Below are 11,991 nucleotides of genomic sequence, written 5' to 3' on the forward strand. Positions count from 1 at the left end.
CCCACCCGCACCCCTCCACGGCCGGCAAGCCGGCGGCGCAGTGGGCGCTCGGCCCCTTCGCCTCCCTGGTCGACCGCACCAGGGACGCCATCGACGCGGCCACCCGGCCCCGCTGAACCCGCGTCCCCGACCGACCGATCCCCCGCGCCGGGCGCGGGGGATCTGTCATGTCGCCGAGTGGGCCCCGGGTACCGCCGGCGTCGGCCGGGCGCAGGAGGGACACAACCCCCGGTAGGTGACCTCGACCTGGGAGACCGCGAAGCCGAATCGTTCCTCCACGGGGAGGTCGGTGAGCGGGTCGCCGGTGGGGTGGACGTCGCGGATGGTGCCGCAGTTCGAGCACACCAGGTGCTGGTGCGGCCGGTGCGCGTTGGGGTCGTAGCGCTTGGCACGGCCGTCGGTCGAGACCTCTATCACCTCGCCGAGTGTGACCAGCTCCCCCAGGGTGTTGTAGACGGTCGCCCGGGATATCTCGGGCAGCCGCCGGGCCGCGCGGGCGTGTACCTCGTCGGCGGTGAGGTGCACGTGGTCGCCGTCGAGGACCTCCGCAACGACCCGCCGCTGGGAGGTCATTCGCCAGCCACGCCCTCGCAGCCGTGCCAACAGGTCGCTCATGTCTGTTCACCTGTTCAGGTTCGGCGGGACGCCCGGAGTTCACCCGTGGACGGCCCGGCTCCGATGGGATACGACCTTGGCACCCATCTTGACTTGGACTCTGTCTATCGTAGGATCAGTTCTGGTGATAGCCAAGGGACAGGACGACTCAAGTAGCTCTCCTCGGCGTGGGGACGATCGCCCCCGGGGTGTGCGACCGCGCGAGTCCAGATGCCCTTCGCACGCTTCGAGCCTTTCGCATTCCCGTTCCGCCGCCCGCAGTTGCCGGGCACTATGATCCGCCTTCGCCGGAAGGAAAGCCATGTCCGAGAACCATGACGCCAACGCCGCTGACGCGAGGACGGAGGGCGGGGGCGGTTGCCCCGTCGCGCACGGTCGCGCTCCGCATCCGACCCAGGGCGGCGGAAACCGCCAGTGGTGGCCGGAGCGGCTCAACCTGAAGATCCTCGCGAAGAACCCGGCCGTGGCCAACCCCCTCGGCGAGGAGTTCGACTACGCCGAGGCGTTCATGGGCCTGGACCTCCCGGCGGTGAAGCGGGACATCGCTGAGGTGCTGACCACCTCGCAGGAGTGGTGGCCGGCCGACTTCGGCCACTACGGCCCGTTCATGATCCGCATGGCGTGGCACAGCGCCGGCACCTACCGGATAAGCGACGGCCGTGGCGGCGCCGGCGCCGGTCAGCAGCGGTTCGCGCCGCTCAACAGCTGGCCGGACAACGGCAACCTCGACAAGGCCCGCCGCCTGCTGTGGCCGGTCAAGAAGAAGTACGGCCAGAGCCTCTCCTGGGCCGACCTCATGGTCCTCGCCGGCAACGTCGCCCTGGAGTCGATGGGCTTCGAGACCTTCGGCTTCGGCGGCGGCCGCGAGGACGTCTGGGAGCCCGAGGAGGACGTCTACTGGGGCCCCGAGACCACCTGGCTCGGCGACGAGCGCTACACCGGCGACCGCGATCTGGAGAGCCCGCTCGGCGCGGTGCAGATGGGTCTCATCTACGTCAACCCGGAGGGCCCGAACGGCAACCCGGACCCGATCGCCGCGGCGCGCGACATCCGGGAGACCTTCCGCCGGATGGCGATGAACGACGAGGAGACGGTCGCGCTGGTCGCGGGCGGCCACACCTTCGGCAAGACCCACGGCGCCGGCCCGGCGGACAACGTCGGCGCCGCCCCCGAGGGCGCCTCGATCGAGGAGCAGGGCCTGGGCTGGCGGAACACGTTCGGCAGCGGCAAGGGCGGCGACACGATCACCAGCGGTCTGGAGGGCATCTGGACGCCCACCCCGATCGCCTGGGACAACTCGTTCTTCGAGACGCTGTTCGCCTACGACTGGGAGCTCTTCGTGAGCCCGGCCGGCGCGCAGCAGTGGCGGCCGAAGGACGGCGCCGGCGCGGGCACCGTGCCGGACGCCCACGACGCGTCGCGCGGCCACGCCCCGACCATGCTGACGACCGACCTCGCGCTCCGCTTCGACCCGGTCTACGAGCCGATCTCGCGGCGCTTCCTGGAGAACCCGGCGGAGTTCGCGGACGCCTTCGCGCGCGCCTGGTTCAAGCTGACCCACCGCGACATGGGCCCGGTCGTGCGCTACCTCGGCCCCGAGGTCCCGACCGAGACCCTGATCTGGCAGGACCCGCTGCCCGCGGTGACCCACGAGCTCGTCGACGCCGAGGACGTCGCCTCCCTCAAGGAGCAGGTCCTCGCCGCCGGCATCTCGGTGTCCCAGCTGGTGTCCACCGCGTGGGCGTCCGCCTCGTCGTTCCGGGGCAGCGACCGGCGCGGCGGCGCGAACGGCGCCCGGGTCCGGCTGGAGCCGCAGCGCGGCTGGGAGGTCAACGAGCCCGACGAGCTGGCCACGGTGCTGAGCGCGCTGGAGGGCGTCCAGGCGACCTTCAACGCCGCCCAGCCCGGCGACAAGCGGATCTCGCTCGCCGACCTGATCGTGCTCGCCGGCGGTGCCGCCGTCGAGCGGGCCGCCGCCGAGGCCGGCGTCACCGTCGAGGTCCCGTTCACCCCGGGCCGCGCGGACGCGTCGCAGGAGGAGACCGACGCGGAGTCGTTCGCCGCGCTGGAGCCGACCGCCGACGGGTTCCGCAACTACCTGGGCAAGGGCAACCGCCTGCCGGCCGAGTTCCTGCTCGTCGACCGGGCGAACCTGTTGACGCTGAGCGCTCCCGAGCTGACGGTCCTGGTGGGCGGTCTCCGGGTGCTGGGCGCCAACCACCAGCAGTCCTCGGTCGGTGTCCTCACCGCCACCCCCGGTGTGCTGACCAACGACTTCTTCGTCAACCTGCTCGACCTGGGCACGACGTGGCGGCCCACCGCCGAGGACGCGAACACGTTCGAGGCGCGGGACGAGGCCACCGACGAGGTCCGGTGGACCGGCAGCCGGATCGACCTCCTCTTCGGGTCGAACTCCGAGCTGCGCGCGCTCGCCGAGGTCTACGCGAGCGATGACGCGAAGGAGAAGTTCGTGCGCGACTTCGTCGCGGCCTGGGACAAGGTGATGAACCTCGACCGGTTCGACCTGGTCTGACCTGGACACCGTGCGGGCCGGCCCCCCGCGGGGCCGGCCCGCACCGCTGCCCGCCGCCACCCCGAGGGGTCAGGCCGCGGGAGCCTTGCGGCAGACGACCAGGGTGTCGAACGGGCCGAGCGGGCGGCTCGTCACGGACGAGAAGCCCGCGGCCGTCGCGTGGTCGCGCAGTTCCTCGTAGCTGCACGAGGTTCCGCCCCTGGTGAGCACGAGCATGGTGAGGCTGATCTTCAGGTTCACGCTCTCCGCCGGGTCAGCCAGGCCGCTGACCAAACGGTCGTAGATCAGCAGCGCCCCACCGGGGTTGACGCTGTCGAACGCCTTCCTGATGAGGAACTCCCGCTGCTCACGCGACCAGTCGATCACCGCGTGGCCGATCATGACGACGTCGGCCGGCGGGAACGGCTCGGTGAAGAAGTCCCCGGGGTGGAAGGTCATCCGGTCGCTCACCCCGCGCTCGGCCGCCTTCTCCTCGAAGAGGCGGGCCATGATCGGCAGGTCGAGGACGTGGCCCGTCAGGTTCGGATGGGCCGCGACGAGGTGGGAGACCATGTTCCCCCGGCAGCCGGCCAGGTCGAGCACGGACCGGTAGCGCCCCCAGTCGCCGAAGGCCGCGACGAGGTGCGGGGCGAGCGGTTCCGTCATGTGGTCCATCTGGCTGGCGAACTGCCGGGTCACGTCGAGGCCCGCGACCGCCTCCATGAAGTGCGACCCGTCGTGCGGGGCGCCGGTGCGGAGCGACGTGGTGAATCCGAACAGGGCCGGGAACAGCCGACGTTGCAGCAGGTCCCCCGTGTACGTGGCGGTGTCGCGGACCAGGTAGCGGTCGGCCGCCGGGCTGTTGCGGTACCGCTCGCCCGTCCGCTCCAGCAGCCCGTTGATCACGAGCAGGTTCAGCCAGTCCCGCAGACCGCGTTCCTGGAGGCCGAGTTCGGTGCGGATGGTCTCGCTGTCGGCCGGCCCGGCGTGCAGCAGGGTGAACAGGCCGAGTTCGAGGCCGGTCGCCATGGCCTGTGCGTCGAGCAGTGAGGTGGTCAGGTTGAAGAAGTTGGCGGGCGTTTCCTCGCCGGTTTCGGCGATTTCCGCGTCGGTGTTCATCGCGTGTCTTCTTCTTTCCGAAGAGTCGAATTCCTCCTCCATTAGGAATGGCATATCTGAACATGTCAAGAAGAACTAAAAGGTATGACCATGGGATAGTAATTCACAAATCTACGGGCGTTGAATCACTCGGAACTCCGGTGCGCAGCGTTCACTGTGAAACTCTCAGGTCTGCCTCAACGGGGCGTACGCCTCCTCGCTCAGCCCGAACGTCCACGCCACCCCCGCGCGCGCCGTGCTCGTCGTGGGAGGCACCCGGAGCCAGTACGTGCGGCTCGTGCCGTCGGGTTCCGGGGTGGAGTTGACGACCTCGACCATCACCACGTCCTCGTCCCCGACCAGTGGGATCCGCCAGAGCACGCCCACCTCGTCGCGGTGCACCGGCCTGGCGTCCGACTCCCGTAGATAGCGGTCGTAGCCGTAGTGCTCCAGCATCACGCGCCGCAACTCGGCGTTCCCCTCCTCCCGGATGACGGCCGGCGTCAACGTGCCGAGCCGGTCGAGGAACTCGGCGGGGACCGGCAGTCCCCGCCAGCCGTACAGGGCGAACCCGTCCGGGTAGGCGAGCGCCGGACCGTCACCGCGGTCCAGCCGGCCGGCCTCGTCCCGGTGCAGCTCGGTCGGCCGCTCGCTGACCACCGCCACCTCCGCGTAGGGCCACCACCAACCCGAGGTGCGCGCCACCTCCGCCAACCCGCGGAGCGCGGACTCGGGGCCGGTGTCCAGGGCGCTCAACCAGGCGGCCTCGTGCTGCCCGAGCACGGCGTCCAGCAGGAGCAGCCGCACCCGGGGCTCGTCGGCGCGGCCCCCGGCCGCCTCCTCGACGATCCGGGCCCGGATCCGCTCGACGAGCGGGGCGGTCGTCTCCCACAGGTCCGCGCCGGTCGCGCGCCAGTGCTCGGCCCAGCCCGTGGGCCCCAACCGCGTGTGCGACCGGTCGCGTTCGGCGGCCAGCGGGCGGTCGCGGATCGCGCCGCGCACGCTCGGCCCGGCCGCTCCGGGCGCCTCGGACAGCAGCCGGATCGCCGCACGCGGCGACTCGACCCACACGATCCGCGCCGGCTCCGCCAGCCCCGCCCGCCGGTAGGCGAGGCGGACGCCCGCCTCCGCCGCCTCCCGGTCGCCCGGGCCGGTGGCCGTCGCGGCCGCCCGCCAACTCGTCCGCTCCGTCATGTCGTCTCTCCTCGATCGTTCGGTGTGTCCCACTGGGTGCCGGTGGTGCCGGCGGTCGTGCCGGCGCCTCAGTCGGCGACGATCCGCACCGAACCCGGCACGTACTCGCGCTGCCTGACGACCCGGTACCAGCCCTTGGGCAGGGAGATCGCGGCGTGCTCCTCGTGGACGACCCGGGCGCCGTCCGGCACGTGCAGCAGCATCGGCCCGAACGCGCCGGCCTCGCGGATCAGCCGACCGGGGCCGACCACGGCGTGCGCGTGCCCGGTGACCTCGCCCAGCGCGAGCACCAGCCGGCCGCGCCCGTCCCTCGGCTCCGACGACGCGTCACGGGCCGTCGCGGGCACGGCGTCCTCGGCCAACGGCGCGATCAGCACGTCTCCCTGCCGGTACATGGTTCTCCCTCCCGTAGGCCGCCCGGTGCGCCCCACGACAGGAACCGTAGGGGCGGGCACTGACAGTCGGTCACCGAACAGGGTGGGTGTCCCGGTTGTCAGTGGGGCTTGGTACAACTCCCGTGACGGGCAATCAAGTCGACGAGAGAGCGGGCGCCGCGTGAGCATCGGAAACCACCTGGAAGAGTTCCACGGCCTGCCGGCCTTCGACTTCCCCGACTCCGTGCGGGGCCCGGAGGACGCGGCCCAGCTGCCGGCTCCCGAATCGGTGGCCTGGCGCGTCATGGTCGAGTGCTACGCGAGCGAGGAGGAGTGGGAGGAGGCCTTCGCCCGGTTCCTGGCCGCCGTCGACACCACCAGGGTGCGCGCGCTGATCGTGGGTGCCTGGAACGACCTGTGGGACATCGGCCCGAGTGACGTCCTCGCGGCGCTGGTGGCGGCACGCGACCGGCTGCCGGCGCTGCGCGGGCTGTTCTTCGGGGACATCGTGCGGGAGGAGTCGGATATCGCCTACATTCCCCAGGGAACCGTGACCCCGCTGCTCAACACCTTCCCCGAGTTGGAGGAGTTCGCCGTGCGCGGCGGCAGTGATCTCGAGTTCCCCGCGGTGCGGCACGCACGGCTGCGGAGGCTGACGATCGAGACGGGCGGGATGCCGGCCACGGTGGTGCGGGGCGTGGCCGCCAGCGACCTGCCCGCCCTCGAACACCTGGATCTGTGGCTTGGCACCTCGGAGTACGGCGGGGACACGGAGATGGCCGACCTGGCACCGATCCTGGCGGGCACCCGGCTGCCCGCCCTGAGGCACCTGGCGCTGCGCAACAGCGAGATACAGGACGAGATCTGCGCCGGGCTCGCCTCGGCGCCGGTGGTGGCCCGCCTCGATGTTCTCGACGTGTCGATGGGGGTACTCACCGACGACGGGGCGACCGCGCTGCTCACCGGCCAGCCGCTCACCCACCTCCAGGTGCTGGACATGCACCACAACTACCTCAGCGAGGCGATGTGCGGCCGCCTCCGGGAGAGCCTGGAGCCGGCGGGCGTACGCCTCGACCTCGACCTCGACGACGTGGACCCGAACAACGCCGCGCGCTTCGTCGCGGTGGGTGAGTAGCGCGTGCCGGTGAGCCGGCGCTCCTGGGCGGTGGTCGGCAACGGGGAGAACCGGCGGGTGGGGCTGTTCGCCACGGCGGCCCGCGCCGCCGGCGTCGGGACGCCCCGGGTCGTGGAGTGGCGGGACGTGCTGCGGGACGGCGGCCACGACTTCGCGGCCGACGAGATCGTCCGGCTCGACTCGCCGGGCGAGAACGGCGAGGTGGACCGTCTGCTGCGGGGCGTCGACGATCCGACGCGGGTGGAGGGCTCGGCCACCTGGTACGCCCGCTTCCTGGCGGCCGCCGGTTCGCTGCGGGGCGGGGTGCGGCTCGACGATCCCGCCGAGTTGGCCGTCCTGTTCGACAAGCGGCTGTGCCACGCGCGGCTGGCCGCCGCGGGCGTTCCGGTGCCGCCGTCGCCCACCTCGGGCGGGGCGCTCCCGGTGCGCGGCTGGGCCGACGTGCGGGCCGCGCTGCGGGAGCACGCCATGCCACGGGTGTTCGTCAAGCCGGCCCACGGCTCCTCGGGCTCGGGGATCCTGGCCGTCGAGACCGCCGCCCACCGGATCGCCGCCACCACGTCCGTGGAGGTGGCGGCGGGCGGCCGGCTCCACAACTCGCTGCGGGTACGCCGCCTCACCGACGAGCGTGAGATCGCCGGCATCGTCGACACGCTCGCCCCCGACGGCCTGCACGTCGAGCGCTGGCTGCCCAAGGCCGCGGTCGCCGGCCGCTCGGCCGACCTGCGGGTCCTGGTGGTGGCGGGCCGGGCCACGCACGCCGTGGTGCGCACCAGCCGCCACCCGATGACCAACCTTCACCTGGGCGGGGCCCGCGGGGACCTGGCGGCGGTGGTGGCCGCGGCCGGCGACCGCTGGGCCGAGGCGCTCGACGTCTGCGAGCGGGCCGCCGCCTGCTTCCCCGGCACCCTGTGCGTCGGCGTCGACCTGCTCCCGGCGATCGGCTGGCGCCGCTTCGCCGTCGGCGAGGTCAACGCCTTCGGCGACCTGCTGCCCGGCCTGACCGGGCTGCGGGGCAGCGGGGCCGAGGCCCTGGACACCTACGCGACGCAGCTCGCCGCCGTGCGGGGCGCCGCGCCCTTCGGGGCGCCGGCCATGCCCCGCTCCCCGCACCGCCTCCAGCCGAGGAACCCGACGTGATCCCGGACATGAACGAGGTGGTGGGCCGCGACGACCTGCTGCTGCTCACCCTCGACACCCTGCGCTACGACGTGGCCGTCGCGGCGGCCGCCGCCGGCCGGCTGCCCCACCTGACGGCCCGGCTGCCGGGCGGAACGTGGGAGAAGCGGCACGCGCCGGGCAACTTCACCTTCGCCTCACACCAGGCCATGTTCGCCGGCTTCCTGCCCACCCCTGCGCGGCCCGGCCGGCATCCCCGGCTCTTCGCCGGCCGGTTCGCCGGCAGCGAGACCACCGAGGGGCACACCTACGTGTTCGACACGCCCGACCTGGTCTCCGGCCTCGCCGAGCGCGGCTACCACACGGTGTGTGTCGGCGGCGTCGGCTTCTTCAACAAGCAGGGCGCGCTCGGCAGCGTGCTGCCCGGCCTGTTCCGGGAGAGCCACTGGGAGCCGGAGTTCTCCGTCGCCTCCCCGACCTCCTTCGAGGCCCAGGTGGCCCGCGTCGAGCGGATCGTCGCCGAACTTCCCGCCGAGCGGCGGCTGTTCCTCTTCCTCAACGTCTCCGCGCTGCACCAGCCCAACTGGTTCCACCTGCCGGGCGCCACCCGGGAGGCCGGGGACGGCCTGGCCTCGCACGCGGCGGCGCTGGAGTACGTCGACCGGCACGTGGGGCGGCTGTTCGCCGCGATGAGCTCCCGTCGCCGCTGCTTCGCCATCGTCTGCTCCGACCACGGCACCGCCTACGGGGACGACGGGTACACCGGGCACCGCCTCGGCCACGAGGCCGTGTGGACCGTCCCCTACCGCCACTTCTTCCTGGAGCCGTCCGCATGACCGTCACCGCCGCGCCCCCCGTGGCGCGCCCGCCCCGCCCCTACCAGCACTACGTCTACGCCTATCCGCACAAGACCGCCTACCGGGAGCTGACGCACCGGCCCCGGCTGGCCGACGTGTGGGCCGGCGAGTCCCGGCAGGCCCTGTCGTTCTACGCCCACATCCCGTTCTGCGAGGTGCGCTGCGGCTTCTGCAACCTGTTCACCCGGGTCGGCGCGCCCGAGGGGCTGACCGGCCGCTATCTCGACGCGCTGGACCGGCAGGCGACCGCGGTCCGCGAGGCGTTGGGCGACGATCCGCCGGCCCGGTTCGCCAACGCGGCCTTCGGGGGCGGCACTCCGACGTTCCTGGAGGCCGCCGAGTTGGCCCGGCTGTGCGACATCGCGGAGCGGCGGATGGGTGTCGACCTCCGGGCGATCCCGCTGTCGGTCGAGGCGTCCCCCGCCACGGCGACGGCCGACCGGCTGGCCGTGCTGGCCGAGCGGGGTGCCACGCGGCTGAGCCTGGGGGTGCAGAGCTTCGTCGAGGCGGAGGCACGCTCGGCGGTGCGCCCGCAGCGCCGAGCCGACGTGGAGGCGGCGCTCGCCCGGGTCAGGGAGGCCCGGATCCCGGTTCTCAACATCGACCTGATCTACGGCATCGACGGGCAGACGGCGGCGAGTTGGCGGTCATCGTTGGACGCGGCGCTCGCCTGGCGGCCCGAGGAGATCTACCTCTACCCGCTCTACGTCCGTCCGCTGACGGGCCTCGGCCGGCACGCAGACCCGGCGGTCGCCGACCGCGCCTGGGACGAGGCCCGGCTGAGCCGCTACCGGGAGGGCCGCGACCACCTGCTGGCGAACGGCTACACGCAGGCGTCGATGCGCATGTTCCGCCGGGCCGACGCGCCCGAGCAGGGTCCTGACGACTACGCCTGCCAGACCGACGGGATGATCGGGCTCGGCTGTGGCGCCCGCTCGTACACGTCGTCGCTGCACTACTCCTTCGACTACGCGGTGGGCATGCGGGAGATCCGCGGCATCATCGACGCGTACACCGCCATGGAGGACTTCGGCGGGGCGGTCCACGGCCGGGCGGTCGACCGGGACGAGGCCAGGCGCCGCCATCTGCTGCAGTCGCTGCTCCAGGCGCGGGGGCTCGCGGTGGCCGACTACCGGCTGCGGTTCGGGTCCGCCCCGCACGAGGACTTCCCCGCCGAGCTGGCGACGCTGGCCGACCGGGGCTGGCTGGCGGACGCCGGGCCCGAGTGGCTGCGGCTCTCACCTGAGGGGCTGGCCCACTCGGACGCCGTGGGGCCCGGGTTCTTCTCCCCCGCCGTGCGGGCGGCCATGGCCGCCTACGACCCGAGGTGACGGCGGCCGCCATGCATCTGACCGTCCTGTACCGGGGTCCGCTCGCCTCCTGCGACTACGACTGCCCCTACTGCCCGTTCGCCAAGCGGCGGGACTCGGTGGCCCAACTCCGCGCCGACCGGGCGGCGCTCGACCGGTTCACCAGCTGGGCGCGGGCCCGTCCAGAGGAACGGCTCTCGCTGCTCTTCACCCCCTGGGGCGAGGGTCTGACGCGCTCCTGGTACCGGCGGGCGCTGGTGGAGCTCTCGCACGAGCCGGGTATCGACCGGGTGGCGATCCAGACCAACCTCAGCTGCCGCACCGAGTGGCTGGCGGAGGCCGACCCGGACACGCTGGCGCTGTGGTGCACCTTCCACCCGGGGCAGACGCCGTACGAGCGGTTCCTCGGCAAGACCCACCGGCTCGCCGAGCTCGGCGTCCGCTTCAGCGTCGGCGTGGTCGGCCTGCCCGAGCACCTGGCGTCGGCCCGCAGGCTCCGCGCCGAGCTGCCCGAGCACGTCTACCTGTGGGTGAACGCGGCGGAGGGCCACCGCTACTCCGACGAACAGGCGGCGGACTGGACCGCGTTGGACCCGTTGTTCCCGTTCAGCCGCGATCCGCACCGCTCGGCGGGCCGGCCGTGCCGCACGGGTTCGACGGTGGTCTCGGTCGACGGCGACGGCACGGTGCGCCGCTGCCACTTCGTCCGTGCCGAGTTGGGCAACCTCTACGACGGTTCCTACCGCGCGGCCCTGGCGCCACGGCCCTGCCCGCTGGCGGTCTGCGACTGCCACATCGGCTACGTCCACCTGGAGACGCTGCCGCTCTACGACGTGTTCGCGGGCGGCGTGCTGGAACGCGTGCCGACGACGGCCGCGCTCGGTGCGGCCGGTCAGGGCCTACCGTAGGGGGGTGCGCATCGTCTCCCTCCTCCCGTCGGCGACCGAGATCCTGTTCGCGATCGGCGCGGGCGACGACGTGGTGGGCGTCACGTTCGAGTGCGACCATCCGCCGGAGGCCCGCGCCCGGCGCATCGTGTCCACCAGCACGCTCCCCGACGACCTGTCGCCGGCCGGGATCGACCGGCTGGTCAGCGAGCGGATGGCCGCCGGCGAGGATCTGTACCACCTGGACCGGGGCGCGCTGGCCGGTCTCGCGGCCGATCTGGTGGTCACTCAGGACCTGTGCGCGGTCTGCGCGGTGGACGTCTCGACGGTCCGGGACGCGCTGGACCACCTCGCCTGCTCCGCCGAGGTGCTCACCGTCGACCCGCACACGCTCCCCGAGGTGCTCGACTCGATCCTCGTGATCGGCGCCGCCACCGGCACCCGGGAGCGGGCCGAGCGCCTGGTCGGGCGGTTGTCGGACCGGCTGGCGGCCGTGCGGGCACGGGTGGCGGCCGAGGAGCCGGTGCCGGCGCTGGTGCTGGAGTGGACCGACCCGCCGTTCGCGCCCGGCCACTGGGTCCCGGACATGGTCGAGGCGGCGGGCGGCCGGTGCGTCCTCGGCACGTCGGGGGCGCGCTCCTACCGCACCGACTGGGAGGCGGTCGCCGACGCCGGGGCGGCCGTCGTGGTCTGCGCGCCGTGCGGCTTCGGTCTCGACGAGTCCGCCCGGTTGGCCGGGCAGGTGGCCGACCGCCTGCCACCCGGGGTGCCGTTGTGGGCGGTGGACGCCAACGCGTCCTTCGCCCGCCCTGGTCCCCGCCTGGTCGACGGCGTCGAGGCGCTGGCCGGTGTCCTCCACCCCGCGGCCGCCGGCCCACCCGACCCGGAGC

General features: G+C 73.1%; 11 protein-coding genes. 7 read left to right on the forward strand and 4 right to left on the reverse strand.

Annotation, left to right across the window (positions count from 1 at the left end; genetic code table 11):
• Positions 1 to 165: 165 nt before the first annotated feature.
• Positions 166 to 615 (reverse strand): Fur family transcriptional regulator, encoded by a 450-nt coding sequence (locus E1283_RS21180; RefSeq protein ID WP_132819690.1) that lies wholly within the window; start codon positions 613 to 615, stop codon positions 166 to 168.
• Between the two features lie 301 nt (positions 616 to 916).
• Between E1283_RS21180 and katG the strand changes: the two genes are divergently transcribed.
• Positions 917 to 3,148: a catalase/peroxidase HPI gene (gene katG, locus E1283_RS21185; RefSeq protein ID WP_132819691.1), complete on the forward strand. Its 2,232-nt coding sequence runs from the start codon at positions 917 to 919 to the stop codon at positions 3,146 to 3,148.
• 69 nt (positions 3,149 to 3,217) lie between these two features.
• On the opposite strand, the gene E1283_RS21190 is transcribed toward katG, so the two are convergent.
• From E1283_RS21190 to E1283_RS21200, 3 genes are all read right to left on the reverse strand, one after another.
• On the reverse strand, positions 3,218 to 4,246 hold the full coding sequence (locus E1283_RS21190) for a methyltransferase (RefSeq protein WP_132819692.1): 1,029 nt from the start codon (positions 4,244 to 4,246) through the stop codon (positions 3,218 to 3,220).
• A 165-nt stretch (positions 4,247 to 4,411) separates the two neighbouring features.
• On the reverse strand, positions 4,412 to 5,419 hold the full coding sequence (locus E1283_RS21195) for a DUF6745 domain-containing protein (protein WP_132819693.1): 1,008 nt from the start codon (positions 5,417 to 5,419) through the stop codon (positions 4,412 to 4,414).
• A gap of 68 nt (positions 5,420 to 5,487) precedes the next feature.
• The gene (locus E1283_RS21200; RefSeq protein ID WP_132819694.1) at positions 5,488 to 5,814 is read right to left on the reverse strand and encodes a hypothetical protein; all 327 of its coding nucleotides are present in this window, start codon (positions 5,812 to 5,814) and stop codon (positions 5,488 to 5,490) included.
• Between the two features lie 160 nt (positions 5,815 to 5,974).
• Here E1283_RS21200 and E1283_RS21205 point away from each other — a divergent pair, with 160 nt between their 5' ends.
• The 6 genes from E1283_RS21205 to E1283_RS21230 all read left to right on the forward strand — a co-directional run.
• Positions 5,975 to 6,928 (forward strand): STM4015 family protein, encoded by a 954-nt coding sequence (locus tag E1283_RS21205; protein ID WP_132819695.1) that lies wholly within the window; start codon positions 5,975 to 5,977, stop codon positions 6,926 to 6,928.
• A gap of 3 nt (positions 6,929 to 6,931) precedes the next feature.
• Positions 6,932 to 8,068, forward strand: coding sequence for an STM4014 family protein (locus E1283_RS21210; RefSeq protein ID WP_132819696.1), 1,137 nt, complete (start codon positions 6,932 to 6,934; stop codon positions 8,066 to 8,068).
• 8 nt (positions 8,069 to 8,076) lie between these two features.
• Positions 8,077 to 8,883 (forward strand): STM4013/SEN3800 family hydrolase, encoded by an 807-nt coding sequence (locus E1283_RS21215; RefSeq protein WP_132819700.1) that lies wholly within the window; start codon positions 8,077 to 8,079, stop codon positions 8,881 to 8,883.
• Complete coding sequence (locus E1283_RS21220) at positions 8,880 to 10,235, forward strand: STM4012 family radical SAM protein (protein ID WP_132819697.1); 1,356 nt, start codon at positions 8,880 to 8,882, stop codon at positions 10,233 to 10,235. The genes E1283_RS21215 and E1283_RS21220 overlap by 4 nt, the downstream gene beginning before the upstream one ends.
• A gap of 11 nt (positions 10,236 to 10,246) precedes the next feature.
• Positions 10,247 to 11,122, forward strand: coding sequence for an STM4011 family radical SAM protein (locus E1283_RS21225; RefSeq protein WP_132819698.1), 876 nt, complete (start codon positions 10,247 to 10,249; stop codon positions 11,120 to 11,122).
• A 4-nt stretch (positions 11,123 to 11,126) separates the two neighbouring features.
• A partial coding sequence (locus E1283_RS21230) for an ABC transporter substrate-binding protein (RefSeq protein WP_132819699.1) occupies positions 11,127 to 11,991 on the forward strand: 865 nt, incomplete at its 3' end.

Origin of the sequence: Streptomyces hainanensis, assembly GCF_004348415.1 — a bacterium.
GTDB classification, from domain to species: domain Bacteria; phylum Actinomycetota; class Actinomycetes; order Streptomycetales; family Streptomycetaceae; genus Streptomyces; species Streptomyces hainanensis.

Excerpts from the sequence above, each read along its gene's own strand:
- E1283_RS21225 (WP_132819698.1), top strand. The coding sequence starts at position 10,247 with ATGCATCTGACCGTCCTGTACCGGGGTCCGCTCGCCTCCTGCGACTAC.
- E1283_RS21180 (WP_132819690.1), bottom strand. The coding sequence starts at position 615 with ATGAGCGACCTGTTGGCACGGCTGCGAGGGCGTGGCTGGCGAATGACC.
- E1283_RS21200 (WP_132819694.1), bottom strand. The coding sequence starts at position 5,814 with ATGTACCGGCAGGGAGACGTGCTGATCGCGCCGTTGGCCGAGGACGCC.
- katG (WP_132819691.1), top strand. The coding sequence starts at position 917 with ATGTCCGAGAACCATGACGCCAACGCCGCTGACGCGAGGACGGAGGGC.
- E1283_RS21190 (WP_132819692.1), bottom strand. The coding sequence starts at position 4,246 with ATGAACACCGACGCGGAAATCGCCGAAACCGGCGAGGAAACGCCCGCC.
- E1283_RS21220 (WP_132819697.1), top strand. The coding sequence starts at position 8,880 with ATGACCGTCACCGCCGCGCCCCCCGTGGCGCGCCCGCCCCGCCCCTAC.
- E1283_RS21195 (WP_132819693.1), bottom strand. The coding sequence starts at position 5,419 with ATGACGGAGCGGACGAGTTGGCGGGCGGCCGCGACGGCCACCGGCCCG.
- E1283_RS21215 (WP_132819700.1), top strand. The coding sequence starts at position 8,077 with ATGAACGAGGTGGTGGGCCGCGACGACCTGCTGCTGCTCACCCTCGAC.